26 protein-coding genes are annotated in these 23,847 nt (G+C 75.5%); 12 read left to right on the top strand and 14 right to left on the bottom strand.

Annotated elements, in window-relative coordinates:
* Positions 1–52 precede the first annotated feature (52 nt).
* Positions 53–838 carry an ABC transporter ATP-binding protein gene (locus P9841_RS00235; RefSeq protein ID WP_283320140.1) on the bottom strand — a complete coding sequence of 262 codons (786 nt, stop codon included), beginning with the start codon at positions 836–838 and terminating at the stop codon, positions 53–55.
* Positions 839–893: 55 nt separating this feature from the next.
* Here P9841_RS00235 and P9841_RS00230 point away from each other — a divergent pair, with 55 nt between their 5' ends.
* A complete protein-coding gene (locus P9841_RS00230; RefSeq protein ID WP_283320139.1) occupies positions 894–1,700 on the top strand; it encodes an Rv1486c family protein in 807 nt (268 codons plus the stop codon).
* A 33-nt stretch (positions 1,701–1,733) separates the two neighbouring features.
* Here the strand turns inward: P9841_RS00230 and glgA are convergent, their stop codons facing one another.
* Positions 1,734–2,954, bottom strand: coding sequence for a glycogen synthase (glgA, locus tag P9841_RS00225; protein WP_283320138.1), 1,221 nt, complete (start codon positions 2,952–2,954; stop codon positions 1,734–1,736).
* Positions 2,955–3,025: 71 nt separating this feature from the next.
* Between glgA and P9841_RS00220 the strand changes: the two genes are divergently transcribed.
* Positions 3,026–4,267: a glucose-1-phosphate adenylyltransferase gene (locus P9841_RS00220; RefSeq protein ID WP_283320137.1), complete on the top strand. Its 1,242-nt coding sequence runs from the start codon at positions 3,026–3,028 to the stop codon at positions 4,265–4,267.
* Between the two features lie 79 nt (positions 4,268–4,346).
* Positions 4,347–4,982, top strand: coding sequence for a phosphoserine phosphatase SerB (gene serB / locus P9841_RS00215; RefSeq protein WP_283320136.1), 636 nt, complete (start codon positions 4,347–4,349; stop codon positions 4,980–4,982).
* Positions 4,983–4,997: 15 nt separating this feature from the next.
* Here serB and P9841_RS00210 read toward each other — a convergent pair whose 3' ends face one another.
* The 3 genes from P9841_RS00210 to fabG are packed head-to-tail and all read right to left on the bottom strand — an operon-like array spanning position 4,998 to position 7,068.
* On the bottom strand, positions 4,998–5,513 hold the full coding sequence (locus tag P9841_RS00210; protein ID WP_283320135.1) for a SixA phosphatase family protein: 516 nt from the start codon (positions 5,511–5,513) through the stop codon (positions 4,998–5,000).
* Between the two features lie 19 nt (positions 5,514–5,532).
* Positions 5,533–6,300, bottom strand: a complete 768-nt coding sequence (gene fabI, locus P9841_RS00205) for an enoyl-ACP reductase FabI (RefSeq protein ID WP_283320134.1) — start codon at positions 6,298–6,300, stop codon at positions 5,533–5,535.
* A gap of 33 nt (positions 6,301–6,333) precedes the next feature.
* Positions 6,334–7,068: a 3-oxoacyl-ACP reductase FabG gene (fabG, locus tag P9841_RS00200; protein ID WP_283320133.1), complete on the bottom strand. Its 735-nt coding sequence runs from the start codon at positions 7,066–7,068 to the stop codon at positions 6,334–6,336.
* Positions 7,069–7,354: 286 nt separating this feature from the next.
* Between fabG and P9841_RS00195 the strand changes: the two genes are divergently transcribed.
* Genes P9841_RS00195 through P9841_RS00185 form a run of 3 tightly spaced genes read left to right on the top strand, consistent with a single transcriptional unit; the run spans position 7,355 to position 9,041 of the window.
* A complete protein-coding gene (locus P9841_RS00195) occupies positions 7,355–7,747 on the top strand; it encodes a DUF3099 domain-containing protein (protein ID WP_283320132.1) in 393 nt (130 codons plus the stop codon).
* The gene (locus P9841_RS00190; RefSeq protein WP_283320131.1) at positions 7,744–8,028 is read left to right on the top strand and encodes a hypothetical protein; all 285 of its coding nucleotides are present in this window, start codon (positions 7,744–7,746) and stop codon (positions 8,026–8,028) included. The genes P9841_RS00195 and P9841_RS00190 overlap by 4 nt, the downstream gene beginning before the upstream one ends.
* Positions 8,025–9,041, top strand: coding sequence for an SURF1 family cytochrome oxidase biogenesis protein (locus P9841_RS00185; RefSeq protein ID WP_283320130.1), 1,017 nt, complete (start codon positions 8,025–8,027; stop codon positions 9,039–9,041). The genes P9841_RS00190 and P9841_RS00185 overlap by 4 nt, the downstream gene beginning before the upstream one ends.
* 156 nt (positions 9,042–9,197) lie before the next feature.
* Here P9841_RS00185 and P9841_RS00180 read toward each other — a convergent pair whose 3' ends face one another.
* Positions 9,198–10,796 (bottom strand): ABC-F family ATP-binding cassette domain-containing protein, encoded by a 1,599-nt coding sequence (locus P9841_RS00180; RefSeq protein ID WP_283320129.1) that lies wholly within the window; start codon positions 10,794–10,796, stop codon positions 9,198–9,200.
* Positions 10,797–11,170: 374 nt separating this feature from the next.
* Here P9841_RS00180 and P9841_RS00175 point away from each other — a divergent pair, with 374 nt between their 5' ends.
* The 4 genes from P9841_RS00175 to ypfJ all read left to right on the top strand — a co-directional run bounded on the left by P9841_RS00175 (position 11,171) and on the right by ypfJ (position 14,365).
* Positions 11,171–11,887 (top strand): biotin transporter BioY, encoded by a 717-nt coding sequence (locus tag P9841_RS00175; protein WP_283320128.1) that lies wholly within the window; start codon positions 11,171–11,173, stop codon positions 11,885–11,887.
* On the top strand, positions 11,884–12,738 hold the full coding sequence (locus P9841_RS00170; protein ID WP_502848127.1) for an energy-coupling factor ABC transporter ATP-binding protein: 855 nt from the start codon (positions 11,884–11,886) through the stop codon (positions 12,736–12,738). The genes P9841_RS00175 and P9841_RS00170 overlap by 4 nt, the downstream gene beginning before the upstream one ends.
* Entirely contained in the window at positions 12,735–13,337 is a 603-nt protein-coding gene (locus P9841_RS00165; RefSeq protein ID WP_283320127.1) for a CbiQ family ECF transporter T component, read from the top strand. The genes P9841_RS00170 and P9841_RS00165 overlap by 4 nt, the downstream gene beginning before the upstream one ends.
* Before the next feature lie 137 nt (positions 13,338–13,474).
* Complete coding sequence (gene ypfJ / locus P9841_RS00160) at positions 13,475–14,365, top strand: KPN_02809 family neutral zinc metallopeptidase (RefSeq protein WP_283320126.1); 891 nt, start codon at positions 13,475–13,477, stop codon at positions 14,363–14,365.
* Positions 14,366–14,475: 110 nt separating this feature from the next.
* Here ypfJ and P9841_RS00155 read toward each other — a convergent pair whose 3' ends face one another.
* The 8 genes from P9841_RS00155 to P9841_RS00120 form a co-directional block, all read right to left on the bottom strand.
* A complete protein-coding gene (locus tag P9841_RS00155) occupies positions 14,476–14,823 on the bottom strand; it encodes a metal-sulfur cluster assembly factor (protein ID WP_283320125.1) in 348 nt (115 codons plus the stop codon).
* Positions 14,820–15,329 carry a Fe-S cluster assembly sulfur transfer protein SufU gene (sufU, locus tag P9841_RS00150; protein ID WP_283320124.1) on the bottom strand — a complete coding sequence of 170 codons (510 nt, stop codon included), beginning with the start codon at positions 15,327–15,329 and terminating at the stop codon, positions 14,820–14,822. The genes P9841_RS00155 and sufU overlap by 4 nt, the downstream gene beginning before the upstream one ends.
* Complete coding sequence (locus tag P9841_RS00145) at positions 15,326–16,690, bottom strand: SufS family cysteine desulfurase (protein ID WP_283320123.1); 1,365 nt, start codon at positions 16,688–16,690, stop codon at positions 15,326–15,328. Before P9841_RS00145 ends, sufU begins: the two co-directional genes overlap by 4 nt.
* Before the next feature lie 103 nt (positions 16,691–16,793).
* Positions 16,794–17,561, bottom strand: a complete 768-nt coding sequence (gene sufC / locus P9841_RS00140) for a Fe-S cluster assembly ATPase SufC (protein WP_283320122.1) — start codon at positions 17,559–17,561, stop codon at positions 16,794–16,796.
* Between the two features lie 22 nt (positions 17,562–17,583).
* A complete protein-coding gene (locus P9841_RS00135) occupies positions 17,584–17,916 on the bottom strand; it encodes a non-heme iron oxygenase ferredoxin subunit (RefSeq protein ID WP_222169592.1) in 333 nt (110 codons plus the stop codon).
* A 52-nt stretch (positions 17,917–17,968) separates the two neighbouring features.
* Positions 17,969–19,330, bottom strand: coding sequence for a Fe-S cluster assembly protein SufD (gene sufD / locus P9841_RS00130; RefSeq protein ID WP_283320121.1), 1,362 nt, complete (start codon positions 19,328–19,330; stop codon positions 17,969–17,971).
* Positions 19,330–20,772, bottom strand: a complete 1,443-nt coding sequence (sufB, locus tag P9841_RS00125; RefSeq protein ID WP_283320120.1) for a Fe-S cluster assembly protein SufB — start codon at positions 20,770–20,772, stop codon at positions 19,330–19,332. The genes sufD and sufB overlap by 1 nt, the downstream gene beginning before the upstream one ends.
* 1 nt (position 20,773) lies before the next feature.
* Complete coding sequence (locus P9841_RS00120) at positions 20,774–21,607, bottom strand: helix-turn-helix transcriptional regulator (RefSeq protein WP_283320119.1); 834 nt, start codon at positions 21,605–21,607, stop codon at positions 20,774–20,776.
* A 160-nt stretch (positions 21,608–21,767) separates the two neighbouring features.
* On the opposite strand from P9841_RS00120, the gene P9841_RS00115 reads away from it, so the two are divergent.
* Together P9841_RS00115 and P9841_RS00110 are read left to right on the top strand one after the other, a co-directional pair.
* A complete protein-coding gene (locus P9841_RS00115) occupies positions 21,768–22,769 on the top strand; it encodes an ABC transporter ATP-binding protein (protein ID WP_283320118.1) in 1,002 nt (333 codons plus the stop codon).
* Positions 22,766–23,566: an ABC transporter permease gene (locus P9841_RS00110; RefSeq protein ID WP_283320117.1), complete on the top strand. Its 801-nt coding sequence runs from the start codon at positions 22,766–22,768 to the stop codon at positions 23,564–23,566. Before P9841_RS00115 ends, P9841_RS00110 begins: the two co-directional genes overlap by 4 nt.
* Positions 23,567–23,847: the final 281 nt, after the last annotated feature.

Raw genomic sequence — 23,847 nt, 5'->3', positions numbered from 1 at the left:
GTCCGGATCGCCCGCTCGAGCGTCCGGGCGGCGGCGCGGGCTCAGCCCCGCCTCACGCCCGCCCGCGGGCCGTCCAGCGCTCCCCGGAGCGCTCCACCGTCAGCGGTGTGCCGAACGCGTCCGACAGGTTCTCGGCGGTCAGCACCTCGTCCACCGGGCCGGCGGCGTGCACCCGGCCGTCCGCGAGCAGCAGCAGGTGCGTGAACCCCGGCGGGATCTCCTCGACGTGGTGCGTGACCAGCACCAGCACCGGCGAGCGGCGGTCGGCGGCCAGCTCGGCCAGCGCGGCCACCAGCTCCTCGCGCCCGCCCAGGTCCAGCCCCGCGGCCGGCTCGTCGAGCAGCAGCAGCTCCGGGTCGCTCATCAGCGCCCGGGCGATCTGGACGCGCTTGCGCTCGCCCTCGCTGAGCGTCCCGTACCGGCGGTCCGCGAACCGGGCCACGCCGAACGCCGCCATCAGGTCGGCGGCCCGGGCCTCGTCCACGTCCTCGTACGACTCGCGCCACCGGCCGGTCATGCCGTAGGCGGCGGTCAGCACGACGTCGCGCACGACCTCCCCGCCGGGGATCCGCTCCGCGAGCGCCGCACTGGCCAGGCCGATGCGCGGCCGGAGCTCGAACACGTCGACCCGCCCGAGCCGCGAGCCGAGCAGGTCCGCGGTCCCGGACGTCGGGTGCATCCGCCCGGACGCGACCTGGAGCACGGTGGTCTTGCCCGCGCCGTTGCGCCCGAGCACCACCCAGCGCTCGCCCTCCCGGACCGTCCACGAGAGCCGGTCGAGGATCGTCGTCGTCCCGCGCCGGATGGTCACGTCCTGGAGGTGGAGCACGTCGGTCATGGACACCAGACCCTAGTCGCCCGGGACCGCCCGGACGTGGTCGTACGTTGGTGCGGTGGACCACGCACCCGCCCTGCCGCGCTCCGTGCTGCTCGCCCTGTGGCTCGCCGAACCCGGGCCCGGGTCGGGCCCCGTGCAGCGCACGCTCGACGCGGTGCAGGGGGACGACGAGCCGCACCGCGTCCTCGTGGGCGACGCCGCCGTCCCCGGTCTGACCGACGTCGTCGCCGGGCCGGGCGGGCCCACGCTGGCGGACCTCGTCGCGGCGTGGGGCAGCGGGCCGCGGACGGTCGCCGCGGTGCTGCCGGCCCCGGGCGACCCGGCCGGGGCGCCCGCAGCTGTGGCCGGTCCCGCCCAGGCGGCCGGTGAGGCCGTGCTGGTCAGCACCCCGGGCGGCGACTTCGCCGCGGTGCCGGAGGTCGAGCGGTTCGGCAGCGTGTACGAGGCCGGGCACCTGGTGACGTGGCGGGTGCACGCCGTGCCCGCCTGGCGCACCGCTCTGGTGGGGCACGTCGGCACGCTCGCGGACGCCGAGCGCGACCTCGCCTCGGCGCTGACGCGGGCGACGGAGGCCCTGGTCGCCCTGGACGTGGCCCGCTGGCGGGAGGACGCCGCCGAGCGGATCGCCGCGCTGCGGACGCCGCCCGACCTGCGCCCGCTGGTGCCCCCGGGGCTCGAGCCGCGCCGCGTCCGCGTGCTCGGGACGGCGCTGCGGCTGCGCGCGATCATCGACCTCGCGACCGCCGACGACGGCGCGGCGGTCAACCTCTGGCAGGCCGACCAGCGCTCCACGGCGCTGCGGGACGTCGACCGGGCGGCCCGCCGGGCGCTGGCCGCGGCGACGCACCCCGGCCCGGGCTGAGGCGGCCCCGCCCCGCCCGCGCCGCGGACGGCCTCAGGCCAGGACGGACCGGTAGACGTCGAGCGTGCGCTCCGCCACGGCGTCCCACGAGAAGTGGTCCTCGACGCGCCGGCGTGCCGCGGCGCCCCACTCCCGCGCGCGCACCGGGTCCGACACGGCCCCCGCGAGCGCCGCGCCCAGGTCGGCGACGAACCGGTCGGGGTCGACGGGGGTGCCCGTGCCGTCCTGCACCTGCTCGATCGGCACCAGCCAGCCGGTGGCCCCCTCGTCGACGACCTCGGGGATGCCGCCGGTCGCCGTGCCCACCACGGGGAGCCCGACGGCCATGGCCTCCAGGTTCACGATCCCGAGCGGCTCGTACACCGACGGGCAGGCGAACACGGTGCCCGTCGCGAGCACGGCCACGAGCTCCTCGCGCGGCAGCATGCGCTCGATCCAGACCACGCCGTCCCGCTGCGCGCGCAGGTCGCCGACCAGCTCGGTGACCTCCACGAGGATCTCGGGCGTGTCGGGCGCCCCCGCGCACAGCACGAGCTGCACCTCCGGCGGCAGCGACTCGGCCGCGCGCAGCAGGTACGGCAGGCCCTTCTGCCGGGTGATCCGCCCGACGAACACCACGGCCGGCCGGTCCGGGTCGATGCCGTTGGCCTCGGCGACCCGCCGGGCGGCCGCCCACTGCTCGTCGCCCTCGGGCCGGCGCCACCCGGACAGGTCGATGCCGTTGTGCACGACGCGCACCCGCTCGGGGTCGATCGCCGGGTAGCTGCGCAGGATGTCCGCCCGCATGCCGGCGCTCACCGCGATCACCGCCGCCGCCGACTCGAAGGCCGTCCGCTCCGCCCACGACGACAGCGCGTAGCCGCCGCCGAGCTGCTCGGCCTTCCACGGCCGCAGCGGCTCCAGGCTGTGCGCCGACACCACGTGCGGGACGCCGTGCAGCAGCGAGGCGAGGTGGCCCGCGAGGTTCGCGTACCAGGTGTGCGAGTGCACCAGGTCGGTCGCCGGCCCGTCGCCGCGCCCCACCCCGTCGACGATCGACAGGTCCACCCCGAGCGTCGCCAGGGCGGGGTTGGCGCCGGCGAGGTCGGAGGGCACGTCGTAGCCGGTCACGCCCGGCTCGTCGCGGCGGCCGTCGAAGCAGTGGACCCGCACGTCGACGCTGCGCCGCAGCACCGCGGCGAGCTCGGCGACGTGCACGCCGGCCCCGCCGTAGACGTGGGGCGGGTACTCGCGGGTCAGCAGGTCGACTCTCACCTCGGACACGCTAGCGCCACTCCGGGGGTTCGCCTCGCCGTCGGGGCCGTCCTGCCTCTAGGGTTCGGGTCATGGCAGCGCCGCGCATCCTGGCAATCGTCCTCGCAGGTGGAGAGGGCAAGCGGCTGATGCCGCTCACCGAGGCCCGCGCCAAGCCCGCCGTCCCGTTCGGCGGCATCTACCGGCTCGTCGACTTCGCGCTGTCGAACCTCGTGAACTCGCGGTACCTGCACATCATCGTGCTGACGCAGTACAAGTCCCACAGCCTCGACCGGCACGTGTCCAAGACGTGGCGGATGTCGACCCTCCTGGGCAACTACGTCTCCCCCGTGCCCGCGCAGCAGCGGGTCGGCAAGCACTGGTACCTCGGCAGCGCCGACGCGATCTACCAGTGCCTCAACATCCTCGACGACGAGCGGCCGGACATCGTCGTGGTCGTCGGCGCGGACCACGTGTACCGCATGGACTTCTCGCAGATGGTCGACCAGCACATCGCGACCGGCGCGGAGATCACGGTGGCCGGCATCCGGCAGCCGATCGGGATGGCCGACCAGTTCGGCGTCATCGAGACGGACCCGTCCGACCCCACGAAGATCGCCGCGTTCCGCGAGAAGCCGACCGACCCGGTCGCGCTGCCGGACTCCCCCGGCGAGATCCTCGCGTCGATGGGCAACTACGTCATCAACACCGACGCCCTGCGCCGCGCGGTCACCGAGGACGCCGAGAACCCCACCAGCCGGCACGACATGGGCGGCGACCTGGTGCCCGCGTTCGTCGAGCGCGGGACCGCGTCGGTGTACGACTTCATCCACAACGACGTGCCGGGCTCCACGGACCGCGACCGCCAGTACTGGCGGGACGTCGGGACGCTCGACTCGTACTACGAGGCCAACCAGGACCTCATCTCGATCGAGCCGGTGTTCAACCTCTACAACGACGCGTGGCCCGTGTACACCGGCTACACCGGCCTGCCGCCGGCGAAGTTCGTGCACGCCGGCGCGGGACGCCTCGGGCACGCCGCGGACTCGATCGTGTCGCCCGGCGTGATCGTCTCCGGCGCGACGGTGTCGGGGTCGGTCCTGTCGCCGGGCGTGTACCTGCACTCGTGGGCGCAGGTCACGGACTCGGTGCTCATGGACGGCGTCGTCGTCAACCGGTACGCGCAGGTGCACCGGGCGATCCTCGACAAGAACGTCGTCGTGCACGAGCGGGCACGGGTCGGCATCGACCGGGAGCAGGACCTGGCGCGCGGCTTCACGGTCACGGAGTCGGGGATCACCGTCGTGCCGAAGGGCGCGGTCGTCAGCCTCTGACCCGGGCCCCGCGGCTCCCGGCGGTGCCGGGCGTGGACGCGTCCGGCGCCGGGCGCGCGCGTCCGGCTAGCCTGCCCGCGTGACACCCACCCGCCTCGTCGTCATGGACGTCGACTCGACGCTCATCACCCAGGAGGTCGTCGAGCTGCTCGCGGCCCACGCCGGGTCGCGGGACGAGGTCGCCGCGATCACCGAGCGGGCGATGCGCGGCGACCTGGACTTCACCGCGTCCCTGCGGGCGCGCGTCGCGACCCTCGCAGGGCTGCCCGTCTCCGTGTTCGCCGAGGTGCTCGAGGAGGTCGTCGTCACGCCGGGCGCCGTCGAGCTCCTGGCCGAGCTCGACCGCCGCGGCTGGCCCGTCGGGTTGGTCTCCGGCGGGTTCGTGGAGGTCGTCGGCCCGCTCGCCACGCGCCTCGGGATCCCGCGGTACCGGGCGAACGCGCTGGAGGTCTCCGGCGGCGCGCTGACCGGCCGGGTCGCCGGCGAGGTCGTGGACCGGGCCGTGAAGGCTCGCACGCTCCGCGAGTACGCCGCCGAGACCGGGGTCCCGCTGGAGCGCACGGTCGCGATCGGCGACGGCGCGAACGACCTCGACATGCTGGCCGCCGCGGGGCTCGGCGTGGCGTTCAACGCCAAGCCCGTGGTCTGCGAGCAGGCCGACGCCGTGGTGCGCGGCCGGCTGGACGCCGTGCTGGAGCTGCCCCAGCTGCGCTGACCGGGGCGCGGGCCGTCAGGCCGGGCTGACCACCCGCACGAGCCGCGCCGCGTCGGGGACCAGGTCGGCCCAGGCGCCGTCCACCTCCAGCACGCTGTAGGTGGCGGTCGGCACGCCGACCCGCACGCGGGCCGTCGCCGCGTCGTCCGACCCGGGGCCCGCGAGCGCCGCGGCGGTCTGCGACACCGTCGGCTCGTGGCCGACGACCAGCACCGTCGCCGCCTGCTCCTCGACCTCGCGCAGCAGCCCGATGAGCGACCGGACCCCGGCCGCGTACAGCTCGTCGCTCAGGCGCGCGACGTCGGCGGGCACGCCCAGGCCCGCGCGCACCAGGTCCCACGTCTGCCGGGTCCGCAGCGCGGACGAGACGAGCACCAGGTCGGGCACCAGGCCGGCGGCCCCCATCCCGGTGCCGACCTCCGACGCCTGGCGACGTCCGGTGAGCGCCAGCGGGCGCAGGTGGTCCTCCAGGGAGGCGGAGTGCTCCGCCTTGGCGTGGCGGAGCAGGACGAGGCGGTGCGGGTGGGTCACGCGCACCAGAGTCGCACGACTACTGGCCCATCGCGTGCACGCCGCCGTCGACGTGGATCATCTCGCCGGTGGTCTTGGGGAACCAGTCGGACAGCAGCGCGGCCACCGCGCGGGCGGTCGGCTCCGGGTCGGTGACGTCCCACCCCAGCGGCGCGCGGCCGTCCCAGCCACCCTCCATCGCCTCGAAGCCGGGGATCGACTTCGCGGCGGTGGTGCGGATCGGGCCCGCGGACACGACGTTGACGCGCACGCCGGACGGCCCGAGGTCGCGGGCCAGGTAGCGCGAGGTCGCCTCGAAGGCGGCCTTCGCGACACCCATCCAGTCGTACACCGGCCACGCGAACCGCGCGTCGAACGTCAGGCCGACGATCGAGCCGCCCTCCGTCAGCAGCGGCTGCGCCGCCACCGCCAGCGACTTCAGGGAGAACGCCGAGACCTCCAGGGCGGTGGCGACGTCGGCCCACTCGCCGGACAGGAAGTTGCCGCCCATCACCGACTGCGGCGCGAAGCCGATGGAGTGCACGACGCCGTCCAGGTGGTCGACGTGCTCGCGCACGCGGTCCGCGAGCGCCGCCAGGTCCTCGGCGTCGGTGACGTCGAGCTGCACGACGGGGGCCTCCTTCGGGAGGCGGCGGGCGATCGCCTGGGTGAGGCGGAACTGCCGGCCGAACGAGCTCAGCACGACCTCGGCGCCCTCCTCCTGCGCGAGGCGCGCGACGTGGAAGGCGATCGAGCCGTCGGTGAGGACGCCGGTGACGAGGAGCTTCTTGCCGTCGAGGAGGCCCATGGGGTGTTCCGTTCCGTTCGTGGGGGCGGGAGGTCAGTGGCCCATGCCGAGGCCGCCGTCGACCGGCAGCACGGCGCCGGAGATGTACCCGGCGGCGGGCGAGGCGAGGAACTCGACGGCAGCGGCGATCTCGTCGACCGCGCCGAACCGGCCGGCGGGGATCGTCGACAGGTACGCGTCCTGGCGGTCCTGGGGCAGCTCGGCGGTCATCTGCGTCTCGATGAAGCCGGGCGCGACGACGTTGGCGGTGATGCCGCGCCCGCCGAGCTCGCGCGTCACCGAGCGGGCCATGCCGACGAGGCCGGCCTTCGTGGCGGTGTAGTTGACCTGACCCGCGTTGCCGTACAGCCCGACCACCGAGCCGATCATGACGATGCGGCCGCGGCGCAGGCGGATCATGCCCTTCGACGCCCGGCGCACGCAGCGGAAGACGCCGGTGAGGTTGACGTCGAGCACCTGCTCGAAGTCCTCGTCGGTCATCCGCATCAGCAGGCCGTCGCGCGTGACGCCGGCGTTGGCGACCAGCACCTCGACGGGCCCGTGCTGCGCCTCGACCTCGGCGAACGCGGCGTCGACGGACGCCGTGTCGGTGACGTCACCGGTGACGGCGAGCACGCCGTCGGGCGCCCCGCCGCTGCGGACCAGGGTGGCGACCTTGTCGCCGTTCGCCACGAACCGCTCGGCGATCGCACGGCCGATGCCGCGGTTCGCGCCGGTCACCAGGACGCTGCGCGGCTCCGGGCGGGAGGTCTGGGAGTTCTCGGACACGGAAGTCGACGCTATCCGACCGCCTCGCGCCCCCGGTGCACCGCCGCGGCACAGGATGGCGCGCACCAGTTGTGCGGATCGCACAATCCCCACCCCCACCACCCCGCTCTCCCCCACCCTCCCCATCCCCTCGGAGGCTCCGAACGTGGTCGGAGGCGTGCGCGCGGCATCGGAGGGCTCCGCGGACACCTCCGAACGCACGTCGGAGCCTCCGAGTCGTCCGGGACGGCTGCGCGAGGGGGTGGGTGGCGGGGGCGGGGTGGGCGAGGGGCGCCTACGATCAGGTGTGAGCAGGCGGACCCCCGACGAGGCGCAGAGCATCACCAGCGCCCCCGAGCCCCTGGGCGCCGACCAGGCGCGCCGGGCACGCCGCTACCTGATCCAGATGGGCGTCCGGGTGGCGTGCTTCGTGCTCGCGGTGCTCACCTGGACGCACGTCCCGCTCTGGCTGAGTCTCGTGCTGATCGTCGGCGCCGTCGTGCTGCCGTACATCGCGGTGCTGTTCGCCAACGCCGGGCGGGAGCGCCGCGACGACGCGCCCGCGGGCTACGTGCCCCACCTGATCGACGCCGCACCACCCGTGCGGCCGGTCGCTCCCCCGCCGCCGGGCGCGCCCCGCGGGGACCAGCGCAGGCCCGACGACGACCACCACGACGGCACCCCCGGAGGACCCCGATGACCGCCCCCGCACCCGACCCCGTCGGCGACGAGCTCGGCTGCAGCGCCCGCGGCTGCCGCGCCGAGGCGTCGTGGGGCGTGCTGTGGAACAACCCGCGCCTGCACACGCCGGAGCGTCGCAAGGTGTGGCTCGCGTGCGACGAGCACCGCGCGCACCTCGAGGAGTACCTCGGCGTCCGGGCGTTCTGGAAGCAGACCGTGCCGGTCGACGAGCTGCCACGGCTGGAGCTCGGAGCACGGCCCGGGCTGCCGGGGCTGCCGGGGCTGCCGGGGCTGCGATGACCGCGGCACCCACGAGCCCGGCGCCGACCTCCGAGGGCGGGCGGGTGCGGCTGCGCGGCAACCCCGCCGCGAGGCGCGCGGTCGGCCTGCTGGTGCTCGCGGTGGTGCTGGCCGTCGCGTGCGTGTTCCTCGGGCGGTGGCAGTGGCACCGGCACGTCGCGCGCGACGCGGCGATCCGGCTGGTCGAGCAGAACTACGAGGCCGGCCCGGTACCGCTCGCCGAGCTGCTCCCCGAGGCCGGTGCCACGCTCGACCCGTCCGACGTGTGGCGGCAGGCCACCGTCACCGGCACCTACGACGCCGACGCCGCCGTGCTGCTGCGGAACCGGCCGGTCGACGGGCAGCCCGGTTTCCACGTGCTCGTGCCGCTCGTGCAGGACGACGGCACCGTCCTGGTCGTCGACCGCGGCTGGGTCGCCTGGGACCGGGACGCGAGCGGTGAGGTCGACGTGCCGCAGCCGCCCCCGGGCGAGGTCGAGGTCACCGTGCACCTGCGGCCGGACGAGCCCGCGAGCACCCGCGAGGCGCCGGCGGGGCAGGTGCAGGCCGTGAACGTGGCGCAGGTGCTGGCCGCGGGCGGCGTCACGGCACCGTCCTACGCGGCGTACGGCGGCGCGGTCGCCGAGGCGCCCGCCGCGGCCACGACGCTCGGCGCGCTGCCCGCCCCCAGCACGGACCCGGGGTCGCACCTGTCGTACGCGTTCCAGTGGTGGACGTTCGCGGCGGGGTCGCTCGTCGCGTTCACGTGGCTCGCCCGGCGCGAGCTGCTGGAGGGCGCGGCACCGGGCGGGTCGGGCGGACCGGCCGGACCGGGCGGATCGGCCGGACCGGGCGGATCGGCGGAGCCGGGTGCGCCCGCCGGCCCGGCAGAGGGGCCCGGCGCGGGCCCCTCGTCGGACGGCCCCGCGGACCGCGTCCCCGGCGGCCCCGCCGCCCAGCCGGCGCGGGCACGCCGACGCCGGCCGTCCGACGAGGAGACCGAGGACGCGCTCATCGACTCCCAGCTGGGCTGACCGGCGGGGCGCGCCGTGCGGAGCGCGCGTCCGGCCCCGGACAGGCCTGTGCCCGGGGCGCCCGTCCGGCCCCGGACGCACCGGCGCACCGGGCGTGCCGGCGCGATCGGGCCCGAGCGCCGGACACGGGGTCGGGACGACGCTCGCCCCCGACCGTCAGGCCAGCGTCACCAGATCCAGGTACGACGGGTTCCACAGGTCCTCGTCGCCGTCGGGCAGCAGGACGACCCGCTCCGGGTTGAGCGCCTCGACGGCCCCCTCGTCGTGGCTGACCAGCACGACCGCGCCCGTGTAGCCGCGCAGCGCCGCCAGGATCTCCTCACGGCTGGCGGGGTCGAGGTTGTTGGTCGGCTCGTCGAGCAGCAGCACGTTCGCGCTCGACACGACCAGGGCCGCGAGCGCCAGGCGGGTCTTCTCGCCGCCGGACAGCACCTTCGCGGGCTTGTCGGCGTCGTCCCCGGAGAACAGGAACGACCCGAGCACGGACCGGACCTGCGTGTCGGTGAGGTCCGGGGCCGACGACCGGAGGTTCTCCACGACGGTGCGGTCGAGGTCGAGGGTCTCGTGCTCCTGGGCGTAGTACCCGAGCTTGAGGCCGTGCCCCGGGGTGACCTCGCCGGTGTCGGACTGCGCCAGCCCCGCGAGGATGCGCAGCAGCGTCGTCTTGCCGGCTCCGTTCAGGCCGAGCACCACGACGCGGGAGCCGCGGTCGATCGCCAGGTCCACGCCCGCGAAGACCTCCTGCGACCCGTACGACTTCGACAGGTCGGAGGCGGTGAGCGGCGTGCGGCCGCACGGCGCCGGCTCGGGGAAGCGCAGTTTGGCGACCTTGTCCGACACCCGGACCTCGTCGAGCCCCGACAGCATCCGCTCGGCACGCCGCGCCATGTTCTGCGCCGCGACCGCCTTGGTGGCCTTCGCGCGCATCTTGTCGGCCTGGGCGAGCAGCGCGGAGGCCTTCTTCTCGGCGTTCGCCCGCTCGCGCCGGCGGCGCTTCTCGTCCGTCTCGCGCTGCAGCACGTAGGCGTCCCAGCCGAGGTTGTACTGGTCGAGCTCGCCCCGGTTGGCGTCCAGGTGGAACACCTTGTTCACGGTGGCGCGCAGCAGCTCGACGTCGTGGCTGATGACCACGAACCCGCCCGGGTACACCTTGAGGTAGTCGCGCAGCCAGGCGATCGAGTCGGCGTCGAGGTGGTTCGTCGGCTCGTCGAGCAGGAGCGTCTCGGAGCCCGAGAAGAGGATGCGGGCCAGCTCGACGCGCCGGCGCTGACCGCCGGACAGCGTGCCGATCTCCTGGGCGAGCACCCGGTCGTCCAGCCCGAGGTTCGACGTGATGCGGTGCGCCTCGGACTCCGCCGCGTACCCGCCGGCCGCCAGGAAGCGGGCCTCGAGCCGGGCGTACCGCTCCATCGCGGCCTCCCGCGTGGCGTCGTCCACGGACGCCATCGCGCCCTCGGTCTCCCGCATCGCGGCGACGATCTGGTCGAGACCGCGCGCCGACAGCACCCGGTGCAGGGCGAGCGTCGACAGGTCGCCCGAGCGGGGGTCCTGCGGCAGGTACCCGACGTCGCCGCTGCGGGACACCTGCCCGCCGGTCGGCTGCGACTCCCCGGCGAGCGTCTTGGTCAGCGTGGTCTTGCCGGCGCCGTTGCGACCGACGAGGCCGATCCGGTCGCCCGGCGCCACGCGGAACGTCGCCGCCGACAGCAGCACGCGCGCACCGACGCGCAGCTCGACGCCCTGGGCTGTGATCACTCTGGTCCCTGTCCCTCCACCGTGCCCGGACGTGGCTCGACCCGGCTGCTTGCCGCGCGCCCCGTCGCCGACCCGGCACAAACGCCGGCCATTCTACGAGCCCCAGCGTCCGCCCGCCGACGAGAATTCCGCCCGCCCCCTCGGGTGCCCCGTCCGCGAGCTCGGCACTTCCCGTCGAGTTCGGCAGCTCCAGGTGCCGAGCTCGACACCGGACTGCCGAACTCGCGGGTGGGGCGGGTGGGGTGGAGGGGTGTCGGGTGCGGAAACCTCCAGCGGGGTGGGGGCAGTGTTGGGCGGGTCGACCGGCGACCGCGTCGGGTGGGGCGAACTAGCGTGACGGCAGCACACCCGTCCGCCCCGTCCCGCGAGGTCCCATGTCCGAGCAGCACCGCCCCGAGCAGCACCGCCCCGAGCACGACCCGACGGCACGACCCGCCACGTCCGCGGACTCCCGGCGCGCCGAACCCCGCTCGCCGGGCGCCCCGGCGTTCGGCGCCGCCGCGACGGCCGCGTCCCCCGCTCCCGTGGCCCGCGCGTCCGTCGCGACCGACCTCGCCCTGGTGGCGACGTTCGCCGCGTTCGTCGCGGTGTGCGCGGTGCTGCCGGCCATCCCGACGGGCGGCGCCGTGCCGATCACGCTGCAGACGTTCGGCGTGGTGCTGACCGGGCTGGTGCTGGGGCCGCGCCGCGGCTTCCTCGCGCTGCTGCTGTACGTCGCGGTCGGGCTCGCGGGGCTGCCGGTGTTCGCCGGGGCGACCGGCGGGCTGGGCGTGCTGGCGGGGCCGTCGGCCGGGTACCTGCTCGCGTTCCCCGCGGCGGCCGCCGTCGCCGGCGCGCTCGGACTGCTGGCGCGCCGGGTCGCTCCGCGCTGGCGCGTCCCCGCGCTGTTCGGTGCCGCCGCGGCGGCCACGCTGCTGACGGTCCACCCGCTGGGCATCGCCGTCATGGGCTGGCGGCTCGGGCTGTCGCCGTCGGAGGCGATCACCGCGGGCGCCGTGTTCCTGCCGGGCGACGCGATCAAGAACCTCCTCGCCGCCGTCGTCGCGGCCGCCGCGCTCCGCGCGTTCCCCGACCTGCTGCGCGGCCGGTGATCGAGCTCGACGGCGCGGTCGTCACCGCGTACGCCCCCGGTGCGGCCCGGCGGGGGCAGGAGCGGGTGGTCACGCTGCTCGGCCCGGTGACCTGCACGCTGACCGAGCGCCGCGTCGCGGTGGTCGGCGCGAACGGCTCGGGCAAGTCGACGTTCGCCCGCCTGCTGAACGGGCTGACGCTCCCGTCGGCCGGGACGGTCCGGGTGGACGGCCTGGACACCGCCCGGGACGGTGCGGCCGTGCGGCGGCGCGTCGGCTTCCTGTTCACGGACCCGGACGCCCAGGTCGTCATGCCGACCCCCGTCGAGGACGTCGCGCTGTCCCTGCGCCGCCGCGGGGTGCCGGCGCGCGAGCGGGACGCGCGGGCGCGGGAGGCGCTGGCCCGGGTGGGTCTCGCGGAGCGCGCGGACGTCCCCGTGCGGGCGCTGTCCGGGGGCCAGCGGCAGCTCCTGGCCCTCGCGGCCGTGCTCGCGACGGAGCCGGACGTGCTGGTCTGCGACGAGCCGACGACGCTGCTCGACCTGCGCTGGCGCGGCGTGGTGGACGCGCTGCTCGCGGACCTGCCGCAGCAGGTGGTGCAGGTCACGCACGACCTGGAGGCGGCGGCGCGCGCCGACCGGGTGCTCGTCGTCGACGAGGGCCACGTCGTCCACGACGGCCCGCCCGCGGCGGCCCTGGCGGCGTACCGCGCCCTCATGGCCACCCCGCCCCCCGCGGTCCCCGACGTCGCCGCCGACGCGAGCGAGGTCGTCACCTCCGGCCGAGGTCGTCAGGCCGGACGCACGACCTCGGACCGGGGTGACGACCTCGGCGCCGACCGCGCGCCGGCCACCGGCGGGGACCGGCCGTGACGCTGCTCGGCGCGCACCGGACCGCGCGCACGCCGCTCGACCGGGCTCCCGCGGGCGCGAAGCTCGCGGGGCTCGCCGTGCTGGGCGTCGCGGTGGTGGTGACCGGCGGCGTCGTGCCCTCGCTCGCCCTGCTGGTGCTGACGGTCGCCCTCGCGGCGGTGGCCGCCCTGCCGCCGGGCCCGACGCTGCGCGGGATGCTGCCGGTCCTCGTCACGGCCGCGCTGGCGGGCGGCTACCAGGCCTGGGCCCGTGGCTGGGGTCCGGCCGTCGAGGTGGTGGCGGACCTGCTCACGCTGGTGCTCGCCGCCGCCGTCGTCACGGCCACGACCCCCGCCGACCGGCTGCTCGACGGCCTCACGCGCGCGGTGCGCCCGCTGCGGCGGGTGGGCGTCCGCCCCGACGTCGTCGCGCTCGCCGTCGCGCTGGTGCTGCGGACCGTGCCGGAGATCGCCCGCACGGTGCACGAGGTGCGCGACGCGGCCCGGGCGCGGGGCGCCGAGAGGGACCCGCGGGTGTGGCTGACGCCGGCCGTCCTGCGGGTGCTCGGGCGGGCGCGCGACCTCGGCGAGGCGCTGGCCGCCCGCGGGATCGTCGACTGACCGCTCGCGGAGCGGAGACACCGGCCGCCCGCACCCCGGCCCGGGACCGGCGGCCGCGCCCGGTCCCCCGCGCGCGCACCGACCCGCCGCGCCCCCTCCCCGCGCGCACCGACCCGCGCGGCGCTACCGTCCCGGCCATGACGTTCCAGGGTGGCGGCCGGTTCGAGGGCGGGCGCGTCGAGTCCCGCCGGGGTGGTCGCGGGCGCGGCGTCGCGGTGGGCGGCGGCATCGGCGGCCTGGTGCTCGTGGCCCTGGTCGTGCTGCTGGGCGGGGACCCGTCGCAGCTCCTGCAGGGCTCGACGGACGGCGGCGGCGAGCAGGTGTCGCAGGTCGGCGACTGCTCGGCCGAGCAGGCCAACAGCGACCGCGCGTGCCGGCTGTCGGCCACCGTGCAGTCGCTGGACGCGTACTGGGAGAAGGCGCTGCCGGCCGCCGGCGTGCAGGCGTCGGCGGAGCAGGTGCAGCCGGGCGTCGTGGAGTTCGAGCAGGCGACGGACACCGGCTGCGGCGCGGCGTCCGCGAGCACCGGACCGTTCTACTGCCCGCCGGACCGCACGATCTACCTGGACCTGACGTTCTACGACCTGCTCGCGTCGCGGTACGGCGCCTCGGGCGGCCCGCTCGCGGAGATGTACGTGGTGGCGCACGAGTACGGGCACCACGTCCAGAACCTCACCGGCGTGTTCGACCGGACGGACCGCTCCGGCACCGGGGACGACTCCGACTCGGTGCGCGTCGAGCTGCAGGCCGACTGCTACGCGGGGCTGTGGGCCGGGCACGCGGCGACGACGGTCGACCCGGACACCGGCGTGACGTTCCTGGAGCCGGTGACGCGCGGGCAGCTCGCCGACGCGCTGTCCGCCGCGGCGGCCGTCGGGGACGACCACATCCAGCAGCAGTCCGGCGGCGGCGTGGACCCGGACACCTGGACGCACGGGTCGAGCGAGCAGCGGCAGCGCTGGTTCACGACCGGCTACGAGCAGGGCACCCTCGCGGCGTGCGACACGTTCGCGGTGGCGGAGCCGTAGCCCCGGCCGGACGTCCGGCCCGGCCCGGCACGCCCGCGCGCCGCTCCCCCGCACGACGACGGCCGGCCACCCCGAGGGGCGACCGGCCGTGACGTCCGCGACGGGAGGGTTCAGATGTTGAACCCCAGCGCCCGCATCTGCGCGCGCCCGTCGTCGGTGATGCGCTCCGGCCCCCACGGCGGCATCCACACCCAGTTGATGCGGAACGAGTCGACGAGCCCCTCGAGCGACGAGCCCGCCTGGTCCTCGATCACGTCCGTCAGCGGGCAGGCCGCCGAGGTCAGGGTCATGTCGATCGTGACGTGCCGGTTCGGCTCCAGCGCGATGCCGTAGACGAGGCCGAGGTCGACCACGTTGATGCCGAGCTCGGGGTCGATGACGTCGCGCAGCGCCTCCTCGACGTCGGCGGCGTTCGCGGGTGCCTGGTCCGGCTGGCCCGAGACGGTGGTGTCGCTCATCGGCCCTCCTCCTGCGTGGTGTTGGTCGTCGCCGCGGCGGCCTGCGCCACGGCGTCCTTCATCGCGGCCCAGCCGAGCAGGGCGCACTTGATGCGGGCGGGGTAGCGCGCGACGCCGACGAACGCGACGGCGTCCTCCAGCGACTCGTCGAGCGCGTCGCCCTCGAACTTCTCCGGCAGCACGCCGCGGGAGTCCATGAGCTCGCGGAAGTCCGCGGACAGGGCGAGCGCGTCCGTCACGGAGCGCCCGGAGACGGCCTGCGACATCACCGAGGCGGACGCCTGGGAGATCGAGCAGCCCTGCCCGGTCCAGGTCAGCTCCCCGATCACCGGGCCGCCGCCGGAGTCCCCCGCGTCGAGCCGCACCCGCAGCGTGACCTCGTCGCCGCACGTGGGGTTCACGTGGTGGACCTCGACGTCGTACGCGTCCTGCGCGCCGCGGTGGGCGGGGTGCTTCGCGTGGTCGAGGATCAGCTGCTGGTACAGCTGCTCCATGCCGGTGCTCATCGGGTGCCGTCCTCGCTCGCGGGGGTCGTCGGGGTGCTCTCCAGTCCGAAGAACGCCCGGACCCCCGCGAGTGCTTCCCGGAACACCGCGATCTCCTCGTCGGTGGTGTAGACCGCCGCCGACGCGCGGGCGGTCGCGGCGACGCCGAACCGCCGGTGCAGCGGCTGCGCGCAGTGGTGCCCGACGCGGACGGCCACGCCGGCGTCGTCGAGCACCTGGCCGACGTCGTGCGCGTGGACGCCGTCGACGACGAAGGACACCGTGGCGAGGCGGTCGACGTTCTCGGTCGGCCCGATCACCCGCACGCCGGGGACGGACGCGACCGCGTCGAGCAGCAGACCGGCCAGGTGACGCTCGTGCGCGGCGACGGCGTCCATGCCGAGCTCGGCCAGGTAGGTCGCGGCGGCGCCCATGCCGACGGCCTGGGACACCATCTGGGTGCCGGCCTCGAACCGGCGCGGCGGCGGGGCGTAGGTGGTGGCCTCCATCGTGACGACCTCGACCATCGACCCGCCGGTGGTGACGGGCGGCATCGCCTCGAGCAGCTCGCGCCGGCCGTACAGCGCGCCGACGCCGGTGGGCCCGAGCATCTTGTGCCCGGAGAACGCGGCGAAGTCCACGCCGAGCGCGGCCAGGTCCACCGGCAGGTGCGGCACGCTCTGGCAGGCGTCGAGCACCGTGAGCGCCCCGACCTCCCGGGCCCGCGCGACGAACGGCGCGACCGGGGTGATCGCGCCGGTCACGTTGGAGGCGTGCGTGAACGCCAGCACCTTGGTGCGCTCCGTGACGACCGTGCCGAGCTCGTCCACCCGGATCCGCCCGGAGTCGTCGACGCCGAGCCAGCGCAGCGTGGCGCCGGTGCGGGCGGCGAGCTCCTGCCACGGGACGAGGTTCGCGTGGTGCTCGGCCTCGGTGACGACGATCTCGTCGCCGGGCGCGAGGGCGAACCGGCGCGCGGCGTCCCCGCCCCGGCCGAGCGTCGCGTTCGACATCGCGTACGCGACGAGGTTGAGGCCCGCGGTCGCGTTCGACGTCCACACCAGCTCGTCGTCGTGGACGCCCACGAACGACGCGACCTGCGTCCGCGCGGTCTCGAACGCCTCCGTCGCCTCCTCCGCGAGCTGGTGCGCCCCGCGGTGCACGGCGGCGTTGCGCTGCGCGTAGAAGTCCTGCTCGGCGTCGAGCACCACCTCGGGCTTCTGCGAGGTCGCACCGGAGTCGAGGTAGACGAGCGGGCGGCCGCCGCGGACGGTCCGAGCCAGCAGCGGGAAGTCCGCGCGCACCGCCGCCAGCTCGGTGGCGCCGAGCGTCCGGCCCTCCTCGGGCGTCGCGCCCTGGGCCGCGTCCAGCGTGTCCGTCATCTCGTCGTCCCTCGTGCTCGTGCCGTCGCGGGTGCAGCCCCGTCGTCCCCGGGGCGGGGCCGGGGGCGACGGTGCGTCGTCCCCGGCCCGGTGTGCCGTGCCGTCAGGCGCCGGCGGCCGCGCCGGTGAGGAACCGGTCGTAGCCCTCGTTCTCCAGGCGCTCGGCGAGCTCCGGCCCGCCCTCCTCGGCCACGCGGCCGTCCACGAACACGTGCACGAAGTCCGGCGTGATGTAGCGCAGGATGCGCGTGTAGTGGGTGATGAGCAGCACGCCCACCTCGGTGGTCTCGCGGACGCGGTTCACGCCCTCCGAGACGATGCGCAGCGCGTCGACGTCCAGGCCGGAGTCCGTCTCGTCGAGGATCGCGAACCGCGGCTTGAGGAGCTCCATCTGCAGGATCTCGTGGCGCTTCTTCTCACCGCCGGAGAAGCCCTCGTTGACGGACCGCTCCGCGAAGGTGGCGTCCATGCGCAGGCGCTCCATGGCGCTGTTGACGTCCTTGACCCACGTCCGCAGGGCCGGTGCCTCGCCGTCGACCGCGGTCTTCGCGGTGCGCAGGAAGTTCGACACCGACACGCCCGGCACCTCGACGGGGTACTGCATCGCCAGGAACATGCCGGCGCGCGCCCGCTCGTCGACGGACATCGCGAGGACGTCCTCGCCGTCGAGCGTCACGGAGCCCGAGGTGATCGTGTACTTGGGGTGCCCGGCCAGCGAGTACGCCAGCGTCGACTTGCCGGAGCCGTTGGGGCCCATGATCGCGTGGGTCTCGCCGCTGTTGATGGTCAGGTCGACGCCGCGCAGGATCGGCTTCGGACCCTCCTTGGTCTCGACGCTGACGTGCAGGTCGCGGATCTCCAGGGTGGACATGCTCTCGTTCTCCTCAGCAGGCTCAGGCGGCGCCGTCGACGTCGACGAGCACGCGCTCGCCGTCGACGGTCAGGGGGTAGACGGGGACGGGGCGGACGGCCGGGGGGCCCAGCGGCTCGCCGGTGCGCAGGTCGAACCGCGACCCGTGCAGCCAGCACTCCACGGTGCAGCCCTCGACCTCCCCGTCGGACAGCGACACGGCGCCGTGCGAGCAGATGTCGCTGATGGCGTGCAGCGCGCCGTCCTCGTCGCGGACGACCGCGACCTCGACGACGCCCGACTCCCCCTCGAGCTCGACGCGCAGGGCGCCGGCCTCGGGGACGTCGGAGGTCATGCAGGCGAGCTGGGCGGTCACGTCACGGCCCCCGCGGGGTCGGGGGCGCAGCGAGCGACGTCGTGGGGCGTGCTCATGCGGGCTCGTCCCGGCTGGTGACCGAGGCGGGCTCGACGAGGATCGCGCGGGCGCCGTCGGTCTGCGGCGTGACGGCGGACGCGTGGTCACCGCCGGCGGGCGCGGCGACGGCCGGTGCACCCGCAGCGGTCGCCGGGGCGAACTCCGTCATCGACCGGGCCAGCTCGGCCTCGATCGCCGCGATGAGCCGCTCCTCGACCTCGGGGACGCCGATCTGGCCGATCAGCTCCGCGAAGAACCCGCGCACCACCAGGCGGCGGGCGTCGGTCTCCGGGATGCCACGGGCGCGCAGGTAGAACAGCTGCTCGTCGTCGAACCGGCCGGTGGCCGACGCGTGGCCGGCGCCCTCGATGAGGCCGGTCTCGATCTCGAGGTTCGGCACCGAGTCCGCGCGCGCGCCGTCCGTGAGGACGAGGTTGCGGTTGAGCTCGTAGGTGTCGGTGCCCTCGGCCTCCTTGCGGATCAGCACGTCGCCGACCCACACGGTGTGCGCGCCCTCGCCCTGCAGCGCGCCCTTGTAGGTGACGCGGCTGGTGCAGGACGGCACGGCGTGGTCGACGAACAGCCGCTGCTCCTGGTGCTGGCCGGCGTCCGCGAAGTACACGCCGAGCATCTCGACCGAGCCGCCCTCGCCGGCGAACTCGGCGTCCGGCGTGATGCGCACGACGTCGCCGCCGAGCGTCACGACGATGTGCTTGACGGTGGCGTCCCGTCCCAGGCGCACCCGGTGGGCGGCGTTGTGCACCGAGCCCTCGGCCCAGTCCTGCACCGACACGACCGTCAGGTGGGCGCCGTCCTCGGCCACGACCTCGACCGTCTCGGTCAGCAGCGCCGACCCGACGTGGTCGATGACGACCGTGGCCTGCGACATCGGCTCGGCGTGCACCAGCAGGTGCGACGCGGTCGGCTCGAGCTGGCCCTCGACGCCCTCGACGCGCACCGAGGTGACCGTCGACGCGACGGCCTCGCGCGGGATCGTGACGACCGTGGCGCGCGGGAACGACGCCCACGCGACGGCCGCGGCCCGGTCCCCCGGCTGCCCGGCGCGACCCAGGCGCGCGTCGCCGCGGTCGACGATCTCGACCTCGACCTCGGGCGCGTCCACGACCGTGGTCAGGACGCCGTGCCCGGTCAGCGTGCCGGTCTCCGGTGCGAACAGCGGCGCCAGCCGGTCCACGGGCGAGAACCGCCACTCCTCCTCGCGGCCCGTCGGCACGGCGAAGTCCGCGACCTCGAACGAGGTCGGGCGCGCGGCGCGGGACGCCTCCGGGACGGTGCCGACGCCGTGGCTGTGCGCCTCGTCGGCGGTCGCCCGGGAGTGGTCGGTCGACAGACCCTGCTCTGCGGTGGTCGACATCAGCCGACGGCCCCTTCCATCTGCAGCTCGATCAGGCGGTTCAGCTCGAGGGCGTACTCCATGGGGAGCTCGCGCGCGATGGGCTCCACGAACCCGCGCACGATCATCGCCATGGCCTCCGTCTCGGGCATGCCGCGGGACATCAGGTAGAACAGCTGGTCCTCGCTGACGCGGGACACCGTGGCCTCGTGGCCCATCGACACGTCGTCCTCGCGGACGTCGACGTACGGGTAGGTGTCCGACCGGGAGATCTGGTCGACCAGCAGGGCGTCGCACAGCACGTTCGACGCCGAGTGCGAGGCGCCCTCGAGCACCTGCACGAGGCCGCGGTACGACGTGCGGCCACCGCCGCGCGCCACCGACTTCGACACGATCGAGGACGACGTGTGCGGCGCGGCGTGCACCATCTTCGAGCCGGCGTCCTGGTGCTGGCCCTCGCCCGCGAAGGCGATGGACAGCGTCTCGCCGCGGGCGTGCTCGCCCAGCAGGTAGATCGCCGGGTACTTCATGGTGACCTTGGAGCCGATGTTGCCGTCGACCCACTCCATCGTCGCGCCCTCGGCCGCGGTCGCCCGCTTCGTCACGAGGTTGTAGACGTTGTTCGACCAGTTCTGGATCGTCGTGTACCGCACGCGGGCGTTCTTCTTCACGATGATCTCGACCACCGCGGAGTGCAGCGAGTCCGACTGGTAGATCGGCGCGGTGCAGCCCTCGACGTAGTGCACGTACGAGCCCTCGTCCGCGATGATCAGCGTCCGCTCGAACTGGCCCATGTTCTCGGTGTTGATCCGGAAGTACGCCTGCAGCGGGATCTCGACGTGCACGCCCGGCGGGACGTACACGAACGAGCCGCCCGACCACACGGCGGTGTTGAGCGAGGCGAACTTGTTGTCCCCCGGCGGGATGACCGAGCCGAAGTACTGCTCGAACAGCTCGGGGTACTCGCGCAGGCCGGTGTCGGTGTCGACGAAGATGACGCCCTGCGCCTCGAGCGACTCCTGGATCTGGTGGTAGACGACCTCGGACTCGTACTGCGCGGCGACGCCCGCGACGAGGCGCTGCTTCTCCGCCTCCGGGATGCCGAGCCGGTCGTAGGTGTTCCGGATGTCCTCGGGCAGCTCCTCCCAGGAGGTCGCCTGCTTCTCCGTGGACCGCACGAAGTACTTGATGTTGTCGAAGTCGATGCCCGACAGGTCAGCGCCCCACCAGGGCATCGGCTTCTTGTCGAACAGGCGCAGCGCCTTCAGGCGGGTCTTGAGCATCCACTCCGGCTCGTTCTTCAGCGCGGAGATGTTGCGCACGACCGCCTCGGACAGGCCGCGCTGGGCGGAGGCGCCCGCGGAGTCCGGGTCGTGCCAGCCGTAGCCGTACGCACCGATCGAGGCGATCGCCTCGTCCTGGGTCATCGGCTCGGCCGTGCGGCCGGGGTCCGTCGTGGTCATCTCATCGTCCTTCCGTGTACGCCGCGGGGGCGGTGGCGTCGGGTCGCTCGGGGGGTGCTGCCGGTCGGCCGGGCGGGGGCCCGGAGGTGCCGGCGGGCGGGTCGGTCGCGGTCGGTCGCCGCACCGGGGTGATCGGGATGTTGGTCGTGCAGACGTGACCGCCGCGCGCGAGGGTCGCGAGCCGCTGCACGTGGACGCCGAGCATCCGGGAGAACGCGTGGGCCTCCGCCTCGCAGAGCTCGGGGAACTCCGAGGCGACGTCCTGCACCGGGCAGTGGCCCTGGCAGAGCTGGATCGCGTGGCCGCCGGGCACGGGCCGGGCGGTGGCGGCGAAGCCGTCGTCCGCGAGCGCCTCCGCCAGCACCCGGGCGCGACGGGCGGGGTCGTCACCGGCCTCGGCGAGCGCGCCGGCGTGCCGCTGCTCCAGCTCGTGCACCCGCCGCTCGGCGAAGCTGCGCACCGCGTCCGCGCCGCCGATCTCGGCGACGAACCGCAGGGCCTGCGCCGCGAGCTCGGAGTACTGCTGGCTGAGCGCCGCCTGCCCCTCCGCGGTGACGACGTAGCGCTTGGCGGGCCGGCCGCGGCGCGCGGGCCCGACCTGGCCGCGGCCGTCGTGGACCCCGATCTGGCCCTCGGCCTCGAGCGTCGCGAGGTGCCGGCGGACGGCCGCCGCGGTGAGCGAGAGCTCCGCGGCGAGCTCGGCGGCCGAGACCGGTCCGTCGGCGGCGATGAGGTCCAGCACGCGGCGGCGCGTGCCCGCCTCGAGGTCGTGCTCGCCCGGGACCGGTGCGACGCCCGGCGGCACCGCGGGGAGGCTCGGCGTCGTGGGACCCATGCACCCTCCTCCGGTTCGCTGCTGCGCGGCTGACGGCGGTCCCCGGGAGGCACGCCAGGACGCCACGAGGGCATCCGATATCGGCAACATCTTTGTTGCCGAATTCAGTCCCCGCAAGCAAGGTCTGCCTCACACCGGGCACGGCACCTACACTCGCGGGGTGCTCGGCCCGACTCCCACCCCGCTCGCCGTCGAGGTCCGCGGGCTCGTCAAGCGGTACGACGGCCGGGCGGTCGTCGACGGCCTCGACCTGCAGGCCGCACCCGGACGGGTGACGGCCGTGCTCGGCCCGAACGGTGCCGGCAAGACCACCACCGTCGAGTGCTGCGAGGGGCTGCGCACGCCCGACGGCGGCGCGGTCCGGGTGCTGGGGCTCGATCCGGTCGCCGACGCGCGCGCCCTGCGGCCCCGCGTCGGGGTGATGCTCCAGGACGCCGGCCTGCCGACCGGCGTCCCCGCGCTCGGCGTGCTGCGGCACGTCGCCGCGATGTACGCCGACCCGCGGGACGTCGGCGAGCTCGCCGACCGCCTCGGCCTGCACCCGTTCGCCCGCACCACCGTCCGGCGGCTGTCCGGCGGGCAGCGCCAGCGGCTCGCGCTCGCGACCGCCGTCGTCGGCCGGCCCGACGTCGTGTTCCTCGACGAGCCGTCCGCCGGCATGGACCCGCAGGCCCGCCGCGCCGTGTGGGACCTCGTGGCCGAGCTGCGGGCCGACGGGGTGGCCGTCCTGCTCACCACGCACCTCATGGACGAGGCGGAGGCGCTGGCCGACGAGGTCGCCGTAGTCGACCACGGTCGGGTCATCGCCCGCGGCTCCGTCCCGGACCTCCTCGCGGGTGCCGACGGGTCGACCCTGACGTTCCGGGCCACGCCCGGGTTGCCCGTCGACGACCTCGGCCGGGCGCTGGCGGCGGGCGGCGCGGCGGGCACGGCGGACGCGGCGGGCGCGGGCGGCACGGCGGGCGCGGCGGACGCGCGCCGCCCGGTCGTGCGGGAGACGGGACCCGGCGCGTACGTCGTGGACGCCCCCGCCGACCCCCGGCTGCTCGCGGCCCTCGCCGCGTGGTGCGCCGACCGCGACGTGCTGCTCGCCCACGTGGACGTCGGGCGGCGCACGCTCGAGGACGTGTTCCTGGACCTCACCGGACGGACCCTGCGATGACCGCGACCACGCCGGACGCCCGCGCCTCAGCACCCGCGCCGGACGCACCGGACCGCGCGGCGCCCGCCGCACGCCGCGTGCTCGCGCAGGCGCGGTTCGAGACGCTGGCCGTGCTCCGCAACGGCGAGCAGCTGCTCGTCACGCTCGTCATCCCCGTGGTGGCGCTCGTCGCCCTGGGGCGGTCGTCGTTCGTCGAGCTCGACACCGGGGGCGCTGCGCGGCTCGACGTCGTCACGCCCGGGGTGCTCGGCCTGGCCGTGATGGCGGGGTCGCTGACCTCGCAGGCGATCGCGACGGCGTTCGACCGGCGCAACGGCGTCCTGCGCCTGCTCGCCACGACGCCGCTCGGACGCGGCGGCCTGCTCGCCGGCAAGGTGCTCGCCGTGCTCGCCGTCGCGGCGCTGCAGGTGCTCGTCGTCGGCGCCACGGCGCTCGTCCTCGGCTGGCGCCCCGACCCCGCCGGCCTCGCCCCCGCCGCGCTGGCCCTGCTGCTGGGCGTCGCGGCGTTCACCGCGCTCGCGCTGCTGCTCGCCGGGACGCTGCGCGCGGAGGCGGTCCTCGCGGTGGCGAACCTGCTGCTCGTGGTGCTCGCCGTGGTCGGGGGTGTCGTGCTGCCCGTCGCCGAGCTGCCCGACGGCTGGGCGTCGGTGGCCCGCTGGTTGCCGCCGGGCGCCCTCGGCGAGGCGCTGCGCACGTCCCTGGTCGACGGCGGCTTCCCCGCGGCCCCGCTCGCGGCGCTGGCGGTCTGGGCGCTGCTGCTGGCCGCGGCCGTCCGGCGCTGGTTCCGCTGGGACTGACGCGCCCGAGCGGACGAGCGCACCCGAGCGCACCCGGACCTCCCCCGGACCGGGCCTATCCGCCCGACCGCCCCGTCCGTCGCGTCCGCCCCTGCCCCCACCCCCCCTAGCCCGTCGAGAGTGCAGTAGATGCGGGCTTCGGGCGCTGGAACCCCGCATCTGCTGCACTCTCGACGCGCCTGCGCCGGCGAGCGACGCGGGCGGGCTCCCGCACGCATGCACGCGGGGGCGAGCGAGCGAGGCGGGCGGGCTCGGTCGGACGAGGACGGGCTCGGCAAGGA

The organism is Cellulomonas sp. ES6 (genome assembly GCF_030053835.1).
Classification (GTDB): Bacteria; Actinomycetota; Actinomycetes; order Actinomycetales; family Cellulomonadaceae; genus Cellulomonas.
Note: the sequence above shows the minus strand (reverse complement) of the source record. Positions and strands in the feature narration are given on the sequence as shown.